Here is a 23,058-nt window from a genome sequence, read left to right as displayed (position 1 = left end):
CGGCGCCTCCTCCACCCAGAAGGAATCACAGACACACCTGCTAAGCCAAACTTATGGGTCCAGAGCCTAACATTGCACGACGAGAATCATTTGTGCGCTGTGTGGGATCGCGCGCACCAACTTGTCGGCAACGATTACGATTTAAATGCGTTAGAATGCTTTATATTTGGTGCAGTCGTCATCATTCACGACACCGGTCACGCATTATCAACTTACAGAGGCGGCGAGAGGGAGCTCAAGCAAAGCGTTACCTACAGAGACAATTTGACAAAAGTATTAATGGATCGAACAGGAGGTACATCTGCTGATGTTGACCTTAGTCAGGCAGAGCCAGCTGATATAAAAAATGCGGTCTTCGCAACCGCGAGACAATTACATGCAGAGCAAGCACCTCGCATTATTTCAGATCCACTATACGATACCGATCAATACCTCCTCGACGATGAAGAACTCAGGACAGATCTGGCGGATCTTATCGGCCAAATCGCAGAAAGTCACAACTGGAGCTTGGCTAAGGTTGAACAGAGAATCCCGCAGATTCAGGGAGCTCCAGGGTATCTGCCTCCCGACTGGAAAGTGAATCCCCTTAAAATCGCATGCTTATTGCGATGTGCAGATGCGATTCAGATCGATCAAAGACGAACCCCTCATTTCCAATTAGCATTACATAATCCAACCGGGTATTCCCGCCTTCACTGGCTAGCACAGCAGATGGCGCAACCGGTGGTCGAGGTCGGCAGCGAAGCCCCTGGAAAGCTTATTTTTACCTCCCAGAGAAATTTCGCTTTGCCCGATGCTGACGCCTGGTGGGTTGCGTATGACCTTATCTCTTTAGCAAACAAGGAATTAGGAGACTGCTATCAATTTATGAAGAATAGGGCAATACCAATATTTATAGTTGACAGGATAGACGTAGCCGGAGATCCGTCTAAGCTTGCAGTTCATATAAGAACGACAGGTTGGAGCCCGGTTAAGGCTGAAGTAAAGATTTCAGATGTTGATAATATAGTTCGCCTGTTTGGGGGATTCGGCCTCTACGGGCATGACCTAATCGTACCCCTCCGCGAATTAATTCAGAATGCCTCAGATGCGATCAGAGCGCGTCGCGTCCATGAAGAGGACGAAGCATACCGGGGCCGCATAGACGTCTCCATATCAGACCCCGACGCTGACGGTATCCAGACACTATCAGTCGAAGACAATGGAATAGGTATGTCTGAGGGCGTATTAGTTGGACCGTTGCTTGAGTTTGGCAAAAGCTTCTGGAATTCAGACGCTTTGATGCGTGAGTTCCCTGGGTTAATCAGTTCCAAGATTTCTCAGGTTGGGCGGTATGGAATCGGCTTCTTTTCAGTATTTATGGTGTCGGACCATATTACGGTCACATCAGTTAACTGCAAATCATCCCGCGAGTCTGTAAAGTCGTTGATATTTCGAGATGCACTGAAGCTAAGACCTATCATTGCTCCCGCACAAACCCCAATGCGTGCTTCGGTAAATACTAAGATCGAGCTACGTGTGAAGCGCGACCGAATCGAATCTATGATGACTGTTTTTGATCGGGAACAGAGAGAAAGAGATAACATATCTCTACCGGATCTCATTGCTCACTTATGCCCTACTTTGGACTGTGACGTTTATGTTAAATATGGCAATCAGACGTCTATATGCGCGCACCAACAGCAGTGGGCTGAAGGCGATAAAGCAGCGTGGCTAGATAAGGTAATCTTAAACAGCCATCGGAAGCATGACACGATTAGCAATTATTTCAGTACAGTGCTTGGAAATCTAGCTATTATTCCGGCATCGGACGGTACGCCGATCGGGCTTGCAGCAATCAACACCACAAACGGAAGCTTTGGACTCGATAACATTGGGGGGTTTGCGGCTGGGGGGCATTCACGGTCTGTGTCGAGCATGTCAGAAGCTTACATAGGTTCACTTAGACGTGAACCCGACGGGCCGCGCAGGGGCGCTGGCACCTTGTTGCCATCGAGCGAAGCCATTGCAGCCTGGGCGAGTGATCAAGCGGTAAAGCTTTCAGAGCAAGATGTATTGCCCGGCAACAAGTATATTGCATCAATGAATATTTGTATGTTCGGCGGAGACCCCCTACCGATTGCAACAGCATTGCTGAACCGGGATTTCGTATCTATTGAAGCAGTCGCTGACATGCTCATATCAGGCGAAGATGTGTTTACGCCAGTCAATCCGCGCCGAGAAGAAGGTGAATTATTTGAGATAGATGCAATAATGTTGGAAATTTCGAGTCATCACCGGTCATATCTTAGGCCAGATGAATTACATCTGTATGGGAAGGTACTCGAAGCCTGGAACGTCGGCTCACATAGGGAGAAGCGGTTTCATCTTATTGGCATAGATCAGGATATGCCAAATTCACTCACTGGATGCTTGTACAGGCTATGTGCTCAAAGAGGGTTCTCGCTGAATTTTGAGCCTTTAGGGAGTCATACGTTTGGTAAATATACCGGGCCATCGTCCGAGCGCGATAAAATTGAGTCCGGCAAAGAAATAATTCAGCCTGCTCTCAAATTAACGGTAAGTAAGCATAAATAAGATGTGACCTCTCTGTCAATCAATTTGATCAATGCGGTCAAAATTAAGATCAGTTGGACGGGTATTCTTAGCTCCTTGGCTGTAACAACATCAGCCAAGGCCGGAGTCTTGGCATCGGCCCGAGCGCGAATGGGGTGGTACCCGCCGCTAACCCGGCTTCGAAAATTGCGCCGCTCCCGCAGCGAACTCCCACCCTCTGACCGAGGAACCCCGAGATCCTTATAAGAAACCCGTACATTGGCCTCTCGCGTGTTCCAGCCGGCGCTGCCAGTAGGGACGCCGCGCCAAACTTTGGCTTTGTTGACCGCGATGGATCTTGACAGCGATGGGGTCGCAACGACGGTCGCGTCGAAGGGAGGCGGCTACCGGACCCTCGACGACATCGGGACCGAAGCGGGCCTGCGCCGGCTACGCTTCGCCTTCTTCGTCACCGCCCTTCCGCTTGAGCTTGCGGCGGTCCGCGCGCACTTGTTGAACATCGGGGCCGTTGGAGCAACCGACGGTACGACCTTCGAATGCGGAACGTTCGCCGACCGTGGTCAGAACTGGCTGATCGTGATGGGCGAGAGCCGCGCTGGTGGCGGCTGCGAGGTCCTCGGCTGCACCCGAGATGCCTATCGAGACAGCCCCGAGGCATGTGAAGCCGAGGATCCGCGTCATCAATGCGGCCGGGACGCGATAGCGCTCCCTGGCTGTTGAGTGACCGAGAGAGTGCCATGAAACCCGAACGGCCGATGTTATCAGTTGGCCGGGCTGCGTCATGGTAATCGCGCCAGAGCAGCATGGACGAACAGTCCTCCTGGGTTAAGCTGCGGCCGGTCGCACTCCTCCAGGCATGCGCCGCCTCTGCATCTTTCGGGACGATGCTCTCGGTGACGGGGCGCGCGGGGCTTCAGTGAACGCCGCATCCGAATGCCCGCGTCGCGCCATGCCGGGCAACTGTGGACCTGTCGGGAGGATTTGAGGATGCTCTCCGGTGCTTCGAAGGCGCAGCTTCGGGTCGATTCCCGTGCGGCCGGCGAAGCGTCACGGCCAGCGAAGGTTCAACGATGATCGATCTTGTTCGCATCTATGTGCTGTGGGCCCCAGGCTCAGCGGAGGGGGCCCACGTCGCCGAGCTGATATCGCGGCACTTCGATGGGATTGGGATGGAGCGCGATGGCGTCGCGCACCGGATTCCAGTGCGGTTCCGGAGCGAGCCATGGGAGCCGGCCGGATCGCACCCGAGACCGATCGACCTGGGTCAGGCCGCCCATAACGTCATCGTCTTTCTGCACGACCTTTACTCGCACCTCGCCCGCGACGTTTGGAATACCTATGTCGGCGACGTTCGCACGGCGATGGAGATCCGAGGCGAAGCTGATCTTTACGTGCCGTTCGGTAGTCCCGGTGGGCATGCCTTCCTGTCATCCGACGAAAATCTTCAGTATGCGCGCCGTGATCGTTGGCAGGCCCTGCCAACCATCGAGGCCAGGGAGGCCCGACTGCTGTTGCATCTCCTCTACGCTGTTCGGGAGCACTTGCGCGGCACGCTCGGCCGGGGGGAGGCGTCCGAGCGCCTCTTCGTCAGCCACGCCAAGGCCGACGGCGACAAGACAGCGCGGGCTATTGTCGATTATGTGAACGCCACCGATCAGGATGTGCCGCTCCAGACCTTCTACGACGCGAAGGAGCTGTCACCCGGCGACGATTTCGCCGCGGAGTTCGACACTGCTATCAGGGGCGGAACCCTGCTGGCCATCGTGTCGGACGTCTACGACTCGCGCCCGTGGTGCGTCTTCGAGCTGACTACTGCGAAGCGGGCGAGGCGTCCGATCGTCCTTGCAGACGTAGGACAAGTGAGGACGAGCCGGACCTACCCGTACGGCGCCAACCTCCCACGGGTTCGGATCACGCCCAAGGAAGGCGAGACCACCTGGGTGGAGCGCTTGCTCGTCGAGACGTTGTCCGAGGGCCTTCGATGCGACATCTTCGAGGCGCAGGCCACCCGGGCGCTCGCCCTCGCCGAAGTGGACCGATCGGGCGCGCTGATCCTGCCGCGGCCGCCCGAGCTGTTCGATGTGGTGGAAGCCGTGCCGTCCCTGTCGTTGATCGTTTACCCGGATCCGCCGATCAGCGTGCTCGAGCGCGAAATTCTCGAGCGCGCGACGGCGCTCGCCCCGGCCTTGAGGCTCGCGACACTCAGTGAGGTCAGATGACCATCCTCCAAGGCAAGGTCGTTGCCATCTCTGTCAGCGACGCGCCGGACCGCGCGAAGCTGGGGTATCCGGCCCGCGAAATTGAAAGGACCGTGTTCACACTTTGTGCGGTCCTGATCAGGGCCGGGGCCACGATCCAATATGCGGGCGACCTTCGCCCGGATGGATGGACGTTCAAGCTGTTCCGACACCTCGCCGGCGCCTACGCTGGGCGAAGCATGACCCCGTTCGTCCACGTCGTTCCCGAGCCCGTAGTGCGGCGGACATCGTTCGAAACGTTCAGGGCAGGGCTGGCGGAGAGCCGGGGAACGGCCGACACAGTCTTCGTCGTGGGAGGGAGGATGCGGCGGGTGTATCCCGACACGGGAACCCTCATCGTCGACCCCGGCGCAGGCCAGGTTGTGCTCGGGGACGACGCCTCCCTATCGGATTGGCTGGCCGGTTTCCCCACGGCGCCGGCGCCGCAGGCCTTCTCAGAAGCCAGGCGGATCGCGACGACAGCCGCAGTGGGCCGCGTCTCGCTAGGCGGCAAGATGGGGCTCCTCGATGTCACTGCGGACCGTTACGAGGGCGTCATGCCAGGAATCGCGGATGAGGCTATCGTCACGCTGCAGGCTGGTAAGGCTTACGTGCCGCTGGCGGCCTACGGAGGGAGCACCAGAGACGTCGCGATCGCCCTCGGATTACTGGACGCGTCGGAACGCGTCCCGCGCGGACCTCAGGCCGATACCTACGATCCGGCAATGGATGTGGTCGCGGGTCTGACAGAGCAAATCCCGAATCATGTGCGCGCGCGGCTCCGAAGCATCGCCTCCGACGACCGGACGGAGCATGCCGCCCTCTGCGCGGTTGAAGTGATCGCGGCCTGGACAGAATCGCCAGCGGCGGATGCCACAGGGAACGTCGAGCCCAAGCCGTCCAAGGCTGGCGGCTCAGCGAGCAAACACCGGCGGCCAAGCCGCTAATCCTCACCGTGGCAACAAGCTACGACAGCGACCTTACCGTCGCTAGATGAGAGGGCACGGCTCGAACGGATAATGGGCCGTTTGGTCGGCTGAGGGTTAGGCCGCCATTCGCATTGCCGTCGACACCGCGCGGCTGACCGGCGTTTCTCCATACGGCGCCCGCTCAAAACTCCGGGCGCTCTAACTCCACCACAACAAACCTTAATGATTGCATATTCAAGGCTAAATGTGCCACTTCTTGCCCCCATTTTTACCCTGAAGACCAGTACGGCGTGTCATTATCGACGAGTATTTTATTATTTGATTTAGCCGCCAGATGCTGTTGCTTTACATTGATCTGGACGTGCTCGACCTACAAATCTAGACCGAGATGATCACATAACGATCCCGGCGTGTTGAGAACCACCACGCTTTCGGCTAATACTGCAAAGGACAACAAGCTGGTACATCTCTCGGCACCGCTTCCAAGGTTTCAAGCTCAATGCTTCAGCGATTACATACTGGCTGGTCGGCATTTTTATATTATATTCTGCCAGATCGAAAATAAAATATAGCTTCTTGCCAAGATTTTGGCTGATTGCTCAATACAATAATGCAAACATGGAATTTCGAAGGTATCGCTAGATTCGCAATCAACCGTCTTATAATATTTAATTCGTGCAGGCCTTAGAATGAAATTCCTTGCTTTTATATCATATAAACATGGATCCAATATTCCATTTGCGTCACGATTGGCCTCAAGCATCAAGTCATATGCATGGCCAATATTGCGCCTGCCGCCCCGTATTTTTCGCGACGAAGATCTGATTGTTCCTAACAACGAACTTCCGGAGGTCATAAAAGAGGCGCTGCGTCAGTCAAAGTTTTTGATCCTCATTGCCGATCCCGACTCAGCCAGATCCGTCTGGGTCAAAGACGAACTTTTATATTGGTGCCATGATCTAAAGCGCAAAGACAATCTTATTATAGTTTTATCTCAGGGTAGTATCGCTTTTAACGAAGAAACGAAAGAAATTGATTGGGATGAAACGGACGCTTTACCTAGGTATTTAGAAATATATATTCGCTATATACCGTTTTTTATTGATTTGTCTTATGTAAATAACGAGTCACAGCTCAGTCTGCAAGATATAAAGTTCAAAAGATCGATAAATGCTATTTCTGCTCGACTGCGGGATGTTTCTCCTGAAGATTTGATGGGCGAGGAAATTCGTCTGTTTAAACGCGCGCTGTGGATCCGCAACGGCGTATCTGCCACTCTCGCTCTGCTGCTAGGCATCGCTGTCTTTTTGTACCAGAGATCAAGTTCGGCGCTTTCTGAGTATGAGCGGCTGGCCGATAGCAGGCGTTTGTCGAATGCACGCGCGGAGGCGGATGTCCTTTGGCCCATCAGCCCAGTCTTGGTAACCCGTCTGGATGAGTGGCGAGAGAAGTACGCAGATCTTGCTCAGCGGCTGCCTTCACACAGAAGCGCCCTTCAAAAGCTTCGAGCAAGCGCTGATCCCTACACGGCGGAGGATCATGCGGTCGAAATCCGCGTCGAATCAGAGCAACTACGCTTGGCGCGGAGGGACCGTGATTATCTTGAGACCCTTCTGCAACGCCGGCCGACAACAGAAGAGTGGAATGACATCAAAGCGCGAATTGAGACCTTGTCTTCCAGTATCAGCATGTTGGAAACCGCCGCTAATAAGCGTAGAACCTGGAAATTTAGTGATTATAACGCACAATTTCGCCACGACGCTCTCGCGCAACTGGTGTCTGAGCTTGAGGTTTTTGGATACACTAGTCGTGGCTTGTTAGCTTCAATTGCAAGGCGGCGCGAATTGTCTACGGCAGTTAGAGATGCGACTATTATTCAGTGGCAAACTGCATGGGAGGATGCCATGTCGAGAGTTCATTTAAATCCGCTCTACAAGGGGCTATCTATTACACCACAATTAGGACTTATTCCACTTGGTCCCGACCCAGAATCTAAACTGGAGGAATTTCTCCATTGGCAATCCCATTCTGGAGCGGTCACTCGGAGAGACAGCAGTGGTGAACTGATAAGAAGTTCCGATACCGGTATCATCCTCATCCTCGTCCCTCCGGGAAAGTTTTGGATGGGCGCGCAAAAGCAGAATATAGCGGCGCCGAATTACGATCCGGGCGCAAGGGACGATGAGTCTCCGGTTCGCGAGGTCGGGCTATTAGCATATTTCATCTCAAAATTTGAAATGACTCAAGGGCAGTGGTTGCGTTCAACGGACGAACCTAACCCGAGTTTTTATCCGCCTGGATTGAACAAACGCTCCAAGCAAGTAGTGAATTTGATGCATCCGGTCGAGCAGATATCATGGCACGCTGCTACACAAGTTCTTCATCAACTAGGACTCGCTTTACCTACTGAAGCTCAATGGGAGCGCGCCGCCCGAGCGGGATCAAGTATGCTCTATGCAGGTACATCGGATGAGTCTCAGCTTAACCGGTTCGCCAATCTCGCAGGGAACGAGGCGAAGGAGATTTGGCCATCTGCCGCCGGAAATTTCACCGATCCTTACATGATACACTCAGAAGTTGGCAAATTTCTTCCCAATGGTTTCGGCCTCTTCGACATGACCGGTAATGTATTCGAATGGTGTAGAGACCACTATTCTGAGTACATAATTGATCCGCGTGAAGGAGACGGCTTGCGAGAGTCCCTTTCGAAGGAAGTTGTCGACCGTGGCGGAGGTTTTGCTTATGAAATAGAGCTTGCGAGAATTTCGACTCGCAACAAGATAGATCCTAGTTTTAGAGAGTATTCGATCGGCGTTAGGCCGTCGCGTGCGCTGCAATAGTTGCCTATAAGCGATACCCTCAAAAACACTAAATAAAAATGCGATTTGTGTAAAACGGCTGCTATATAAGCATAAATTCTATCCTGGGCTCACTATCGGCTCATACACGAGGTGCCGCGTGTAAGAGGAATCATTGGACGCAGATCAGGGTACCGATCAAGGAGGGAATTATGAGCAGCAGGGACGTAGTAGCTGACGGAGCGGCTGCCGACGCGGCTGCGGCACACGAATTACTCTGCGAACTGCGCACCCGAATCTCAACACAGCCGCTCCCCTACCAGTACGGCGTTGAGGCGCGGGCGCTTGAGAGCCTATGGGAGGTTTTCGCGCAAGCCCGCGCGGCGATGAAGAACAACCCGGGCTGTGAGCGCTTCGCCCAGGCTACCACTGACATGCTCAACGTCGACCTGCGGCCGGTAACGGCGAAGTGGCACCGAGCCCACGCCGATGGGCGGCTCGCCTCCCGGGATGGTGCTGACGCGTTCCGGGCCGACCTAGCGGACGTCCAGTTGAAGCTCAACACGTTCGCAAACGCCCTGCACATGATGGCCTATGGCACGGAGCGCAACGACGCCTTAACGCCGCCGGTTTTCAGCGAGGATGGCCTTCTTGAGCTCATGGCGGACCTACCCTTCGGCTTAGCGGCCGACAAGCAGATCCCGGCGCATATCGCGGCCCAGATCAGCGCCGCAGAGACCGCCGCGATCCGTCTGCGCCGGGGCGAAGCCAAGACCAAGGCCCCTCCGGTCAACGCGGTCGGCCTCGGCCTGTCCGGAGGTGGGATCCGCTCCGCCTCTTTCTGCCTTGGCGTTATCCAGGTCCTAGCCGACCGCAAGCTTCTGCGGGACGTCGACTATCTAAGCACCGTCTCGGGCGGCGGCTACGTCGGCGCCTTCCTTACACGCCAGCTAGACGACCCGGCCGGCGAGTCCGCGGTCGCTGCCCCGCACGGCCCGGACACCGACGCGGTGCGCTACCTGCGCCAGCACGCCAAGTACCTCTCGGCCGACCACCTCAAGGAACGCTGGGCGATGGTCGTCGCGGGTCTGGCTGGGATGGTGTTGAACTGGACGGCGCCTCTGTTCCTCGTCGCGCTGAGCGCGTTCGTGCTGCTCGCGGCGGGTCCGGCCCTGTCGGTAGTTCCCTGGCGCTGGGTGTTCTTCTTTGTCGGCGCCGGCCTGTTCCTCGGTGTCGTGGTACAGGCTGTGAGCCTGCGCAGGCACGAGCGGGACAGTCCTCTGCTGGCCTGGGTCGTCCTGCTCGCGGCCGCTGTCGCCGTCCTCGCGCTCATTGTCTGGGCCCTGCACCTGGAGGGCATCCGATGGACGACGAATGTCACCGTCGCTGGCGTCGCTGCAGCAGCAGCGGCGGCGGCGCCGACGCTGCTGCGCTTCTTGCCCGTCCTGCGCAAGACGGCGACGCGCAATGCATTGCTTAAGGCAGCGCTCGTGCTGGGCGGCATCGCTGTCCCCGTTGGCGCAGTGCTGGCGACCTATGGGCTGTGGAGGCTCGGCCATGTGGATGCCGATGCCGACGCCCTCTTGTTCGACCCGCGGCGCTACGGAGGCCCTGGCCTCCTCGGCCTCCTCATTATCGCACTCGGGCTGATCGCCTTCGTCCTGCTCGATATCAACCTTACAGGCCCGCACCGACTTTACCGGGACCGCTTGGCGCGGACCTTTGTGCGGCGCGACCCGAACGACGCGAACGACGTCGACCTCGCTGCTACAAACGCCACGGGGCACGCGCCCTACCACCTGATCAACGCGGCGGCCGATCTGCCCGCCGGCACCAGCCCAGCGCTGCGCGAGCGGCGCAGCGACTTCTTCCTGTTCTCGAAGGCTTGGTGCGGCTCGCCCAGTATCGGCTATTGGCCGACTTCGGAATGGCGCGCGGGCCGGCGCGGCATGGACCTCGCCACCGCGATGGCGATTTCTGGCGCGGCAGTCTCGCCGCAGATGGGCCTCGGCTCTATCCCGAGCCTCAGCTCGCTTCTGAGCTTCCTCAACGTGCGACTGAACTACTGGATCAGGCGTCCCGGTGCCACAACGCTCTTCGCCGTGCCGGGCTTCGCCTGTCTGTTGCGGGAGATGACAGGCGTCGGGATGAGTGAAACGGCCGCTTGGCTCAGCCTCTCGGACGGCGGCCACATCGAAAACTTGGGCATCTACGAGCTGCTCAGACGGCGCTGCAAGTTCATCATCTCGGTCGACGGTGAGGCCGACCCTCTGAGCACGTTCCAGGGGCACCTGACGCTCGTGCGCCATGCACAGATCGACTTCGGCATCCGGATGGAGCCAGATTTGCGCGACCTGCGCCCAGATCTAACCACCCGCTTCAGCCAAACCCACGCCATGATGGTCCACGTCCGCTACCCGAAGACCGCAACCCAGGAGGCTGGCGATGGCTTGATCCTTTACCTAAAGCTCTCGGTCACCGGGAACGAGGCCGAGATCATCAAGCGCTACCGCCTGCTCCAGCCGGACTTCCCCCACCAGACGACCTTGGATCAGTTCTTCGACGAGGAGCAATTCGAGGCCTACCGGCAACTTGGCGTCCACGTCGCCGAGGGCCTATTCTCACCGGCTCTGGTTCCCGGCGACGGGCATCCGCCGAACGTCAAGACCTGGTTCGGCTCGCTCGCCGCGCAGATGCTCGAGCCCGATCTGGCAGCTGTCTCGCCTAGAGCTGTTCCGGAGGATGTCGAGAAACTAGAATGACGGCTCGGTTCGCAAATTCGTCTCCATCAGCTACCCGCACGAGGACGCAATAATTGTCGAGCGGCTGATGTGGAATCATGATCGCTAGAGGCCGCCGTCAGGTGGAGCCTTGTCAAGTCCAGCTGCGCGATGATACCGAGCGCCAGTAGTCCTGAGCAGCCGCGTGTCGAGCCTACGAGCGCGCCTGGATCCGCTCCATCCTCGGCTCCCCTTGGCCCGGCTGATCCTCTGAATCAGCCCGGTCTAAAGCCAGCCGGTGAGTTCAGCTCACGTGTCGCGCAAAGTTCGCTCCCATCGCACCGAGGGTGCACAGGTGTGCATAATTTTCTCAACGTTTTGAAGCATCTCGAAGCAATCCGAACGGCTTCGGATTGCTTCGAATTGTAGCGGACTGAGCGAGGCAATCGGAAGAATTGAGCCTTAAGCAGAGGCTCATGAACACGGACCAACTTCGGTCGGGCTTGGCACAGTTCGCCTCCGATCTGACTCTGGCGGGGCAGCCGATCGCGCTGGACGTCGTGGTTGCGCGGCACCTGCCGCTCCTACGAGAGGCGCGCGCAGCGAAGTTGCGCTGGTCGGGCCTCGCGCGCCTGCTTGCCGAGGCGGGAGCGCGCCGGCCGGATGGAAATGCCATCTCGGCCGATCAACTTCGTGCAAGCTTTTCACGGGCTGCCCGCCATCTCCGATTTTCCGATCCTCAGGCCTTCTCGAAGACGGCAACCGAGATGCGGACGATGGCATCGCTCTCGCTCAAGGCCGGCAGCGAGCGAGATGCGGTTGCGGCATCCAGACCGAACACTTTCGAGGCCGCCGAACCGCCATGCAGCCCGTGCGAGGATTGGTCCGAGCGTGCGATGGGTCCGGAACCCACCGATAATGAACTCGCGGCGGTTCGAGCACGCCTCGCTCGTAACAATACTTAGTGCGGTTTCTCTCGACAGAAGGACATCGACGTGGGTTTCCGATCCGATCCATTGGCCGACAACGAAATTTGCGAATTGCGCTCTTGGGAGCAATACGAGATAATAAACGACGAACAAGTCATTCTTTCCGCTCGGAGCAGCCTTGAATGCGTTGTTTACTATGATCATGATCAGATTGCAGAAACTGATTTCGAGAATATCAAAGCGCGCGTCAGGACCGATATCTGGCCTCGCCACCGGGTGATTAGATTGGAGCCTCTGACCCAGGCTGATATTATGGCCTGCACTCCGTTTAAGACAACCGCGGAAGAAGCCGTATTTTTGGAGGATGGCTATCGACGAGCTCCAAACCAGACAACAGCCGGGATTCCTCAGGAAGGTCGTCTGGGAACGACCCAGGAGCGAACACACGCCCTGAAGTGCAACTACGATGGCTTCTACGGCCTTACGGCGAAGACGGAAGCCCTTCTGATGGCAATTCAGAACATTGTGCCCGCTGATACATTGCCGAAATGGCTGCAGAACAAGGTCGGAGAGATCCTTTATCCTGTCTGTGGATCCAGAGAAAATCGAAGAGATAGAGATAGTGCGATCAGGGTTACTCGCGATGGAGATTTCTGGCTCGGCTGCGATGACTTCTCAGGTCGTCGGACCATCTATCCTGCTGTTGCAGCCATCCCCGACTCCGCTCTCTCGAACGGTCGCCAGCCCGGCCTTCGTTGGTACGACCTGCCCCCCACCGAGTTGGAAGGTCAGTTTCGGCGAGAAATTACAGATTGCTTCATGGCGCGTCGGGATGATTTCGATCCGCCCGCGCTCGCGCTATTCATGTGCCAGAACATCATGAGGCTGAGACTGGCCGCCGAGTCGGTTCGCAGACACTTCGCGGGGAGGCATGCTCCCGACCGCAACGAAGGCAGGATCAACGCGCGCAAGGATCTGAAGCTTAAAAGACAGATACAAGGTCTGCACGATATCGATCCCGAGCAGAATGACGTCACGATTGAGCGTTGGTGTCCGACGTTTGCAGATCGGGTACTGGTCGCCTTCTACGGCGGAACCTGCGCCATTCCGCATCACACATTTCAAAGCGAGCGACTGAGGATAGAACGCCTCGCCCACTGGGCAGGGTTGCTACGGCGCACCAATTTCGTCGAGCTCGACTCTGCAATCGCCGAAGACGTCTTGGCCGTTTTCAGCCGACCGTCGCGTGCGTTGCAAGCCCTCTTCGATGACCCCGACATGTGGTCGGCTTTCGCCATCTTCGAGTCGTTGCTCGGAAAGTCCGGATGGGAAGTCGTTGAGAGGGCGGCCACGCACGTTATCAATCGTGCGGAGTCGTTCGACATGTCCTATCAACTGAGCGATCAGGGCCATCGAGGGACGGGTGCCCAAGTCGATCTCGCGAGGAAGCGCGTGAGCCTCGTCGGACCAGCTCTTCTGCTGCCGGTGGAGGGTCTGAAGGAGCTTCAAGCCTACGCGCGATCGATCTCGCCGCGCGGGCTGTATGCCATATGAAAGTTGCGCCGCCCGCCGCCATGAGATGGTAGGCGGGCGACCATCCTTTGCGGTGCGGCTGCGAACGCAGGTGACATCGGACCCAATTCTCGACCCTGGAAACGAAGTGGAGCCCTCTCGGGCGCAGTCACCCGGCACGAGCGATACCAACTGGACATAGTTCCTGTCGCGACGGAGTTCGAAACGACCGAACTCTCCGGACGGGTCGGTTGAGGAGCGAAGCGCGCGACTTGTACCAGCGTGCCGGTATGCATCGCCGCCTACGGCTTCCTGGTCTCCAAGCGGGGCCGCTCTCACGCTCGGGTCCGGAGATCACCGAGCGAGACGCATCTGCCCCATACGCTGATCACAGACCCCGCGGCGCCGCCAATCCGACCCGAGCGGTACGTGCCTGACGCCATCGCGACCTTGCACCCGAGGCTGGTGCCGGCTTTCGCTCGGTTCCCGCAACGATGGCCGTCTTGCCGACAACCGTTTCATGACTCCGACGCCGTGTATCCGTTGCGGCGTGCCTTTCGTGACGCGGTCAGCCATGACGCGGCGACGTAGCCCTCACGCTTCTTCGGCCAGATCGTCAGCGGCCAGTCGAGTTCGTAGACGTCGCCGAGACCGGTGATGGCAGCGCGCAGGCGCTTGTGGCTCGCATCCGTCGGATCGGTCCCGACGAGCCGAACACCGAGATCGCGGGTCAACGAAGTCGTCGACAACAGCGGCCGCTCGCCGCGCTCGATACGATAAGGACCCTTGCGTCCGGCCTCGTCGTTGCGCTCACGCCAGACGAGCGTCCGCCGTCCGATCAGCGCCTCGGCCCGATCCGCCGAGGCACCCATGGCCAGTGCCGAGAAGATCCGAAGTCGGAAGAGATCCTGCACGACCTGTCCGCTCTCGGCGCCGTACACGGCAACGATCTGAGCGAGGCTCTGCACGGCTGCGTTGACCATCAAGCCCTTCTCCCGACCGAGCGCCAAAGCCGTCTCGATGCGCGGGATCCGGCCCAGGGATGCGAACTCGTCGAGCAGCAGCGTTATTCGTCTCTTCGGATTGACCGGCAGGCTGGGATCGCTGATGCCGACCAGCACACGGCCGAGCAGGATCGTCGAAACCAGCCGCGACAGCTCCTCGTACTCGGGAGCGGTCTGCAGGATGACCGTGCGCGGTCCGTGCCCGCGCAGCCAGCGCCTGACCGAGAAGCGTCGCTCCCGCGGCGCAAGGGCCCAGGCGAGGGCGAGCGGGCGCAGGCCGGAGAGTGCACCGGACCAGAGCGTTGCCATGATCCCGAAGGTGGTGTTGCCGACCCCGTCCTCGCCTTGGCCAAGCAGCGGACTTGCGGAGAAATCGAGCCGGGCGACCCGAGCCTGAATCGCGTCTGGCTCTTCGAGCAGACGCAGGAACAGATCCATGAAGGTCCAGGCCCGGCCGCGCTCGGCGACGAGATCGTGCAGGACATCGACGAACACCGCGCGCGCACTTAGCGCCCAAAACGCGCCGCCCTCCGACATTGGGATGACGGCTGCGGCCAGATCCATATAGGCCGCGTCGCCGATGAGGTCGGTAGCGGCATCCCAGGCCCAGCCGTCTGCATGATGAGCGCCGATCAAGACTGCCTCATCGGGTCCGAAGGACTGGGCCACATCGCCCTTCACGCAATGCAGGAGAACGCGGTCACCGCGAGCCATGGCCTGGCTCGCCAGCGCACGCAGGATGTTCGACTTGCCCGAGCCCCGATCGCCGACGATTAACAGACCCAGTCCCTCGGCCTCGGGCGGGAGACGCACGCCCGGCACGAGCCAGAGGCCCTTCCCACGAGAGGCGCCATACTGCGTCGTCAGCCGCTTGGTCAGTGCGCGACCGGCATCCTCGTCTCGGTGGTGCCGGGGCTCATCCGTATGCGGCTGCACCAAGCCGCAATCGCTCAGCGGCGTGGTCCGGTAGGCGCGCAAGCCGGCAACCAGCCCGCCGCCGATCGCGCAGACGAGGGCAAGAGCGGCCCGGCGCTGAAGGCTGAACTCGACCCAGGGGTAATCGAGGTAGGCGAAGAAGTGGCGCAGAGGGATGCGCTCTGATCCTTCGAAGAAGCTGTCGTAGGGCAACGCCGCGAGCGTCAGACCCGGCAGCACCGCGACCGTGATCACGGTAGCGGTGAGGAGGGCCGTCTTCACGGACGGCGCTCGCGAACGATGCGGTGCGGTGCCGAGCTTAGGTTGGAGGAAGGCAAACATTACGGCTTCCTGGGCGAGGATGATAACTTGCAGCCGTCCCGAGGACGTCGGCGTTCGGGTTCGGGCCTTCGGGTGGTCAGAACATGGTCAGGCGGAGCAGGACGAGGCAGGCTGCCGCGATCATCGCTCCAGTGGCGTAGCCCCAGCGTCGTGCCCGGGCCTCGAAACCAGGAGCGTCCTCCCGGCATGACCGCCACCAGCCCTCGATCCGCGCGACGCTCGGCTTCGACGCGACCTCTTGTGCGGTCTTCACGTTCCGGCGCGGTTGAACCCTGGCCGGATCCGACCCTGCCGCATGGCTCCCGCTCTCGGTCAAGTGATGCCTCACTGCTGTCTGCACTCCCCGCCGCAGTTCCTGGATGAACCGGACGCGGCCGTCCGGTCCGAGGCGGCTGAGGCGTTTTGCAGTGATGGTCCTGGGATCCGTCAGCGCCTCGTGCGCGGTCCGCCGCGCGAGGGCGAGGCGGGCGATCCGCCCCTCGTCGAGGATCGCATCTTCGAGCGCACGATGCGGCGATCCCGATCGCGGCGGGCGCGAGGCAGGATCGCTCGACTGCGGCTGACGATTCTCCTCAGGCCGACCTTGGCCGCGACCGGCGGACATCACGCGTCGCCCGGGGCGACGACGCCCGAGAGCAGAGGCGCCAGTTCCGCCCGCATCGTGCGCACGAACGCGGTCACGGCCGAGCGCATGATCTTGGCCTCGGAGATCTCCTCACCCAGCAGCGCTGCAGCCTCGACTGGGGCCAAGCTCATGGCCTTGATGAACCGCAGCGCGTGGTTCTCGTACGCGCTCCAGGCATCCGCCTCGATCAGCGGCATCGTGAGGTGGTGCCGTCCGGGCCCATCGAGGAGCGGGGCGAGTTCGGATCTCCAGACCGTGACGGCCCCCGAGCGCGGCTTGAGGTCCGACAAGCGTCCGTCGCGCTGGTTCTCGACGAACGCGATCGTCGCCTCCGGCAGGGCTCCCGCGAAGGCACGGATTGTTCCGGCCGCCTGACGCAACGACTCGCTCTCGACCAACGCGGGCACCAGCACGAGGGCTGGCATGCTCCAAGCGCTCAGATCCTCCTGCAACTCGGCCTTGCGTGCCCACAGCGCCGCCAGCTCGACGCGGTTCGCGCCGACGTCGAGCAGCACCGACGCGCCGGTCCGCGGCGCGGCGGCGCAGGCATCGTAGAGCGGCGCAAAGGGGCCGGTCAGCGCCCGAGGTGCCCGCATCGCGGCTTCGTAGTCCGGCACGATGGTGGCGACGCGCGCTCCGAGCATCGCCTCGAGCCTGCGCTGGTCGTCGACTTGGAACGGACAGTAGGACAGTCCGGCCAGCGTCCAGAGATCGGCGATCAGCGTCGCCAGCGTCGATTTGCCGACGCCGCCCTTGCCGCTCGCCACCGTGACGAATTGCGGGCGAGCGCTGGTCGGGGCGGACGACATCCGTGAGTCGGTGTTGCCGGAGGGCTGGACGACCTTCTGAAGTTTGACTGGCATCGACTGCTCCTTGTCAGCGCCGCGGCCGGAGACCCGCGGGAAAAGCGGATCAAACACCGGTTTCGGCGGGTCGGCTCAGATTGCAGACCGAAAAATCTATCGGGTCGGCGGCCAGATTTTCATTCTCACAATCCAGGCGCCGCCCCCGAAAGCGCGGTTATTGAGCTGCTTCCGATCCGGGAAGCAGTCATGGTCGCATCGATCGCAGCGGGAACATCAGCGCGCTACTACCTTGCTCAAGCCGAGTACTATCTGGGCGGCCGCGAGCCCGCCGGGCGATGGCTGACCGTTGGCCCCAGTCTCGGCCTCGACGCCGGCACGCAAGTCGAACGCGCATCCTTCGAGCGCATGCATGCAGCTCGCGACGAGCAAGGACGCCCGCTGCTCGCCAACGGCTGCGCTCATACGGCGCGTGTCGGCGGCTACGACATCACGTTTAGCGCTCCCAAATCCGTCTCCGTGCTCTGGACGCTCGCGGATCCGGAGATGCGGACGGCAGTCGAGGCCGCGCAGGAGAATGCGGTCGCGGCAGCGATCCGCCTGCTCGACCGCAACGCCGCCTTCTGCCGCCGCGGCAAGGGCGGCCGCGTCCGCGAGCCGGTCAAGCTCACGGTCGCGCTGTTCCGGCATGGCGAGGCACGTCCGGCCGAGCACGAAGACGGCCTGATCTTCGCCGACGTCGCGCTGCATCACCACGCCTGCGTGCTGTCGCTGGCGCAGCGGGCGGATAGCAGCTTCGGCGCCCTCGACGGCAAGGCCCTGTTCGCCTGGAAGATGGCCGCTGGTGCCGTCTACCACGCCGAGCTCGCTCAAGGGCTGCAGCGGATCGGGTTTGCGGTCGAGCCCACCGGCAGCAACGGCCTGTTCGAGGTCGCCGGCGTCGATCGCGACCTGTGTGCGTACTTCTCGGCGCGCCGACACGAGATCGAGGACGAGCTCGCCGAGGCTGGCATCGGCAGCAGTGCCGAGGCTCCGGCGCTCGCAGCGGCCAAGGCGCGCGCTTCCCGTCGGGCCAAGGAGCCGGCGGCACTCGCGGGCGAAGATCGTCACACCTTCTGGCGGGAGCGCACCGCCGCGCGCGGCTTCGCGCCGGAGGCGGTGCTGCAAGCGGCCCTCGACCAAGGAATTGAGGGGCCTGCGCTGTCGCATGAAGATCTGGAGGCCCTGATCAGTGCGAGGGTCGAAGCGGTCCCAGGCGCGCTCACCCAGACGCAGAGCCTGTTCGAGCACCGGCATCTGATCGCCGCCGTCGCTGCGGCTCTCGTCGGCACCGGCGCGGGGACCGAGCGCGCTGCGGCCGAGGTCGATCGGCTCGTCGCGGCCGGCGAGGCCGTGGCGCTTGGGTACGACGCGCGCTGGCCGCACCCGGTCTATTCGACACCGGAGATGATCGCGGTCGAGCGCGAGCTTCAGGCCGCCGCGCTAGCTCTTGCTGTCTGCAGCGTCGACGGCTCTCCAGCTGCGCCGCGAGTCGAGGAACTCCTAGACCTTGCCGGCCTCAACCTGGAACAGGCGCAAGCCGCGCGATTTGCCGCCGCTGCCCCAGTACTCAGGATCATCGAGGGCACTCCCGGATCGGGCAAGTCGACGCTGATATCGCTTGTCTCACAGGCTTGGCAGGAATCCGGTTGGCGCGTCATCGGTGCGGCTACAGCTTGGAAGGTCGCCCACGCTCTGCGCGATGATCTCGCGATCGAGGCACGCGCCATCGATAGCTGGCTGGCTGGCGCGGATCAGGGCCGCGCTTTCCTGCAGGATCGGACGCTTCTTCTGATCGACGAGGCGGGCCTCACCGGTAGCCGGCAGTTGCATCGGATCCTGCAGGAGGTCGAGCGTGCCCGAGCTCGGGGTGAGCAGGTGGCGCTGCGTCTCGTCGGCGACCGAAAGCAACTGCAGCCGATCGGTGGCCCGGGCCTGCGCATCGTCGCCGACGCGATCGGAACGCAGCGCGTCGACACCATCGTGCGTCAGCGTCACGCCTGGGCTCGGGAGGCGGTGACCCATCTCGGCGCCGGACGTGCGGGGGAGGCCCTGGCGCTCTTCGATCGCAACGGCGTCATCAGCGAGTGCGCAGGCCCCCGCGCGACCATCACGGCGATGATTGCCTGCTGGGCCTCGGCGCGTGGGCCGATCCAGACCGCGTCCGAGTCGGTCCTGATTGCGCGAACCAACGGGCAAGTCCTGGCGCTGAACGCGGCTGCGCGCGAGAGCCTGCGGAGCGAGCACCGGCTTGCGGCTGAGGATACCGCGAGCCTGAGCGCGGTCACCGCATCGGGTCACGAGCACCGGCTCGGTCTCGCGATCGGCGACCGCATCCGCTTCCTCGCCCGCCTCGATGCAATCGGCGTGATAAATGGGACGGAAGCCATCCTCACCGGGATCGAGCGGCACGACGGTCCCGACGGAACGGGGCTGCGCCTGACGGCCAGGGTCGGTGATCGCGAGGTCGGTTTCGCGCCCGACGCACTGGCCGATCACCGAGGCCGCGTGCGGCTCGGTCACGCGTACGCGACGACCTGCTTCGGGGCTCAGGGCCTAACCACGGACAAGGCCCTGGTCTGGGTCGATGCCGGGTTCGACCGACACGATATCTTCGTTGCGGCGAGTCGGGCGCGCGAGACGACACGTCTGTTCGTGGACGTCGCTGGCTTTGCCGCCGCGGTTCGACAGGATCGCTCCCTAGGCGAGCGAGTACGCCCCGTTTCACCCGAGGAACGGCGCGCGGCGCTGACACGCCTGCTTGCCCGCTCGGGCGAGAAGGCTTCGACACTAGACTACGCTGCTGCGAGTCAAGCCCGACAGGACGCAAACGACCTGCTCGAATCTGCCGTCGCGCAGGCACAGCCGGAAGCCGGTCGGCTGTCGCGGGATCGCCGACGCGGCAAAGGGCTCACGCTCGATGCGTGAGCCTGTCCGCGCCCTCGCGGCTTCGGTCGGGAGCCGAAAGCGACCCTCACGAAGCACCGACAATCGGCTCAAGGTCGTTCTCGAACAACTCGATCCCTCGACGATCGGTCAACAGGAACTCGATGTTCTGGAGACCTTTCTCGGCGCACAGATCGACGAAATCCTGCGCAAGCTGCGCGGATGAGGGTGCCGGAAAGCGGCATCGCCTGAAAAGCGGAGAGGAACTCTTTCATGGACAAGACCATCAACATCGAGCTTCACGGTCCGGCCGAGCCGCCGAACTTGCGGACACATTATCGGATGATGCGCGGATACATTGAGGACTGTCGCGACGATCAAGCGCTCGACGCCGTCGACACGGCCGGCATTCGCCGGCTGTGCGATCAGCTGGCTCGGTTCAAGGTCGAGTTGGTGCCGATCCACGGTGACGAAGCTTTGCGGCCCTCTCACGGGCTCAGCGGTACCCTCATCGTCCCCGGGCAGAAGGTCCTCATCTGGATCGACGGCGCTGCCTATGCCAGTCCGGCCCTCCTGGCCGACGCGCTGTTCCAGGGAGCGATCCATGCGACCGGTCGCGCCTTCCGCAGCCATGAGTTCCTGCCGGACGACTGGCTGCATCCGCAGGAATACTATGCCGAGAAGATCGTCGCCCTGCTCGGGGCGAACCTCGTCGCACGCTTCGTCGAGTTCGACGTCGGACCGCTCGCTCGATGCAACAGGAGAGACGCGGTTCGCATCCATGCGAAATACCTCATTGGGCAGGATTGGAAATGCGAACACCTGTACGCATTGAAATGGCAGGCCCGCTATGCCGCGATGTTTCTTGCCGCTCAGGACTACAATGACGCGTTCCGGGCCAGCATCTCGGGGAGAGGTGCACTATAACGACACGACCTGATCGGCTTCCGAGCAGATCCTCCCGTCGCGCCTCTGGCGCGCCGGGAAAATCCCGGGATTGCTGGCCGTATCCTCTTGAGAGCGCGCCGCGAACGAATCAGACTCCGTGCAGCGTAATCGAGTGATCCGTATGACGATGCATATCCGCCAGTCCCACGCTGTACAGGCCCATGGCGGAGCACTGCGGGTTGCCGCCTACATCCGCGTGTCGACGGGACGACAGGCGGAGTCGGACCTGTCTATCCCTGACCAGCGAAACAAGCTTCTGTCGTTCTGCGGCGACAAGGGCTGGTCGCTGATCGCCGAGTACGTCGAGCCCGGCGCTTCCGCCACCGACGACAACCGGCCCGAGTTCCAGAAGATGATCGAGCGGGCCTGCGACGGCGATCACCCCTTCGACGCGATCCTTGTCCATTCCTACAGCCGCTTCTTCCGCGATGCCTTCGGCTTGGAGATGTACCTGCGCCGCCTCGCCAAGGTCGGCGTGCGGCTGGTCTCGGCCACTCAGGAACTTGGCGACGACCCTGCCCAGGTGATGATGCGCCAGGTCATCGCCCTGTTCGACGAGTACCAGAGTCGCGAGAACGCCAAGCACGTCCTGCGCGCGATGAAGGAGAACGCCAAGCAAGGCTTCTACAATGGCGCCCGGCCTCCGCTCGGTTACCGGACGCAGGAGGTCGAGCGCCGCGGCACTCGGATCAAGAAGCGTCTGGTCCTTGATCCGGTCGAGACTGAGACGGTGAAGCTGATCTTCCGTCTGTACCTGCAGGGTGACGGGACGTCTGGACCGCTCGGCATCAAGAAGGTGGTCTCATGGCTGAACGAGCGCGGGCATCGCACGCGCTCAGGCGCCCGTTTCGGTGTCGCGACAATCCACACCATCCTGACTAACAAGGTCTATATCGGCGAGTGGGTGTTCAACCGACGCGACTCGAAAACCCTGTGCGAGAAGCCGAAGGCCGAGCAGATCACCATCCCGGTGCTGGCGATCATCGATCGCGCCGCATTCGATGCGGTCGCCGCGACGCTGCAGGCGCGCGACCCGCGGGTGACGGCGCCGCGCGTGGTGACCGGCCCGATTTTGCTGACCGGGCTCGCCACCTGCGCGACCTGCGGCGGCCCGATGACGTTGCGCACCGGCACCTCGCGCTCGGGCAAGGTGCATCGCTACTACACCTGCTCGACCAGCGGGCGCATGGGCAAGTCGGCCTGCAAGGGCAGGGCGATCCGCATGGACACGCTCGACACGCTGGTGGTCGACAACCTCGTCGAGCGGCTTCTTCAGCCGGACCGGCTCACAGCGACGCTGGCGTCGTTGTGGGCCAGCAGGGCGCTGAAGGCGGCGGAGGTCGACGGGCGGATCACTGCCTTGCAAACAGAGTTGCGAACGGCCGAGGACAAGCTGAAACGGCTCTACGGCCTGATCGAGGACGGTCTCACTGAACTCGACGACATCCTGCGCGACCGCCTCGCCGGTTTGCGGCTCGACCGGGACCGTGCGCGCACCGCCCTTGATCGTATCCGCGTTGCGCAACAGCCGCCCGCAGTGATCGGTCCGGAATTGATTGAGCAGTTCGGCCGGCTAATGCGCGAGAACGTCACGGGAGGCGCAATCCCGTTCCGCAAGGCATGGCTGCAGGCAATCGTCGACCGCATTGAGGTGGACGACACCGTCATCCGCATTGTCGGTGACAAAACCAGTCTGGAGCAGGCCGTGGCGGCGAACCAAACCGGAGCCGCGCCCATGGTTCGCAGTTTTGGACGGAAATGGCGCACCCGACACGATTCGAACGTGTGACCTTTGCCTTCGGAGGGCAACGCTCT

At 61.1% G+C, this 23,058-nt stretch carries 15 protein-coding genes; 12 read left to right on the top strand and 3 right to left on the bottom strand.

Translation table 11 applies throughout. The features are described 5' to 3' along the window. Positions 1-72: 72 nt before the first annotated feature. The 8 genes from CRT23_RS25325 (at position 73) to CRT23_RS28710 (ending at position 13,723) form a co-directional block, all read left to right on the top strand. The gene (locus tag CRT23_RS25325) at positions 73-2,577 is read left to right on the top strand and encodes an ATP-binding protein (RefSeq protein WP_146056513.1); all 2,505 of its coding nucleotides are present in this window, start codon (positions 73-75) and stop codon (positions 2,575-2,577) included. Positions 2,578-2,868: 291 nt separating this feature from the next. Next, entirely contained in the window at positions 2,869-3,276 is a 408-nt protein-coding gene (locus CRT23_RS25320) for a hypothetical protein (RefSeq protein ID WP_103712318.1), read from the top strand. 350 nt (positions 3,277-3,626) lie between these two features. Beyond that, positions 3,627-4,775 carry a toll/interleukin-1 receptor domain-containing protein gene (locus CRT23_RS25315; protein ID WP_103712317.1) on the top strand — a complete coding sequence of 383 codons (1,149 nt, stop codon included), beginning with the start codon at positions 3,627-3,629 and terminating at the stop codon, positions 4,773-4,775. Continuing rightward, positions 4,772-5,740 (top strand): hypothetical protein, encoded by a 969-nt coding sequence (locus tag CRT23_RS25310; RefSeq protein WP_103712316.1) that lies wholly within the window; start codon positions 4,772-4,774, stop codon positions 5,738-5,740. The genes CRT23_RS25315 and CRT23_RS25310 overlap by 4 nt, the downstream gene beginning before the upstream one ends. 671 nt (positions 5,741-6,411) lie before the next feature. Continuing rightward, entirely contained in the window at positions 6,412-8,562 is a 2,151-nt protein-coding gene (locus CRT23_RS25305; RefSeq protein WP_103712315.1) for an SUMF1/EgtB/PvdO family nonheme iron enzyme, read from the top strand. 170 nt (positions 8,563-8,732) lie between these two features. Beyond that, entirely contained in the window at positions 8,733-11,282 is a 2,550-nt protein-coding gene (locus tag CRT23_RS25300) for a hypothetical protein (protein ID WP_103712314.1), read from the top strand. Between the two features lie 434 nt (positions 11,283-11,716). After that, positions 11,717-12,205, top strand: a complete 489-nt coding sequence (locus CRT23_RS28100) for a hypothetical protein (protein WP_146056512.1) — start codon at positions 11,717-11,719, stop codon at positions 12,203-12,205. A gap of 30 nt (positions 12,206-12,235) precedes the next feature. Next, a complete protein-coding gene (locus CRT23_RS28710; protein ID WP_181017465.1) occupies positions 12,236-13,723 on the top strand; it encodes a hypothetical protein in 1,488 nt (495 codons plus the stop codon). Between the two features lie 476 nt (positions 13,724-14,199). On the opposite strand, the gene CRT23_RS25290 is transcribed toward CRT23_RS28710, so the two are convergent. The 3 genes from CRT23_RS25290 to CRT23_RS25280 form a co-directional block, all read right to left on the bottom strand. Continuing rightward, positions 14,200-15,663, bottom strand: coding sequence for a type IV secretion system DNA-binding domain-containing protein (locus CRT23_RS25290; RefSeq protein WP_181017464.1), 1,464 nt, complete (start codon positions 15,661-15,663; stop codon positions 14,200-14,202). Positions 15,664-16,018: 355 nt separating this feature from the next. Further along, complete coding sequence (locus tag CRT23_RS28705; RefSeq protein WP_181017463.1) at positions 16,019-16,195, bottom strand: hypothetical protein; 177 nt, start codon at positions 16,193-16,195, stop codon at positions 16,019-16,021. A gap of 350 nt (positions 16,196-16,545) precedes the next feature. Further along, positions 16,546-17,430, bottom strand: coding sequence for a hypothetical protein (locus tag CRT23_RS25280; protein WP_146056511.1), 885 nt, complete (start codon positions 17,428-17,430; stop codon positions 16,546-16,548). Between the two features lie 189 nt (positions 17,431-17,619). On the opposite strand from CRT23_RS25280, the gene mobF reads away from it, so the two are divergent. From mobF to CRT23_RS25260, 4 genes are all read left to right on the top strand, one after another. Beyond that, positions 17,620-20,337: a MobF family relaxase gene (mobF, locus tag CRT23_RS25275; protein ID WP_103712309.1), complete on the top strand. Its 2,718-nt coding sequence runs from the start codon at positions 17,620-17,622 to the stop codon at positions 20,335-20,337. Then, the gene (locus CRT23_RS25270) at positions 20,330-20,521 is read left to right on the top strand and encodes a hypothetical protein (protein WP_103712308.1); all 192 of its coding nucleotides are present in this window, start codon (positions 20,330-20,332) and stop codon (positions 20,519-20,521) included. The genes mobF and CRT23_RS25270 overlap by 8 nt, the downstream gene beginning before the upstream one ends. Positions 20,522-20,568: 47 nt before the next feature. Further along, entirely contained in the window at positions 20,569-21,222 is a 654-nt protein-coding gene (locus tag CRT23_RS25265; RefSeq protein WP_103712307.1) for a hypothetical protein, read from the top strand. 142 nt (positions 21,223-21,364) lie between these two features. Further along, on the top strand, positions 21,365-23,032 hold the full coding sequence (locus CRT23_RS25260) for a recombinase family protein (protein WP_245436578.1): 1,668 nt from the start codon (positions 21,365-21,367) through the stop codon (positions 23,030-23,032). Positions 23,033-23,058 lie beyond the last annotated feature (26 nt).

Origin of the sequence: Methylobacterium sp. V23 (assembly GCF_002917135.1) — a bacterium.
Taxonomy (GTDB): Bacteria; Pseudomonadota; Alphaproteobacteria; order Rhizobiales; family Beijerinckiaceae; genus Methylobacterium.
Note: the sequence above shows the minus strand (reverse complement) of the source record. Positions and strands in the feature narration are given on the sequence as shown.

Excerpts from the sequence above, each read along its gene's own strand:
- CRT23_RS25315 (WP_103712317.1), top strand. The coding sequence starts at position 3,627 with ATGATCGATCTTGTTCGCATCTATGTGCTGTGGGCCCCAGGCTCAGCG.
- CRT23_RS25305 (WP_103712315.1), top strand. The coding sequence starts at position 6,412 with ATGAAATTCCTTGCTTTTATATCATATAAACATGGATCCAATATTCCA.
- CRT23_RS25300 (WP_103712314.1), top strand. The coding sequence starts at position 8,733 with ATGAGCAGCAGGGACGTAGTAGCTGACGGAGCGGCTGCCGACGCGGCT.
- mobF (WP_103712309.1), top strand. The coding sequence starts at position 17,620 with ATGGTCGCATCGATCGCAGCGGGAACATCAGCGCGCTACTACCTTGCT.
- CRT23_RS25270 (WP_103712308.1), top strand. The coding sequence starts at position 20,330 with ATGCGTGAGCCTGTCCGCGCCCTCGCGGCTTCGGTCGGGAGCCGAAAG.
- CRT23_RS25260 (WP_245436578.1), top strand. The coding sequence starts at position 21,365 with ATGACGATGCATATCCGCCAGTCCCACGCTGTACAGGCCCATGGCGGA.
- CRT23_RS25280 (WP_146056511.1), bottom strand. The coding sequence starts at position 17,430 with ATGCCAGTCAAACTTCAGAAGGTCGTCCAGCCCTCCGGCAACACCGAC.
- CRT23_RS25265 (WP_103712307.1), top strand. The coding sequence starts at position 20,569 with ATGGACAAGACCATCAACATCGAGCTTCACGGTCCGGCCGAGCCGCCG.
- CRT23_RS28100 (WP_146056512.1), top strand. The coding sequence starts at position 11,717 with ATGAACACGGACCAACTTCGGTCGGGCTTGGCACAGTTCGCCTCCGAT.
- CRT23_RS25310 (WP_103712316.1), top strand. The coding sequence starts at position 4,772 with ATGACCATCCTCCAAGGCAAGGTCGTTGCCATCTCTGTCAGCGACGCG.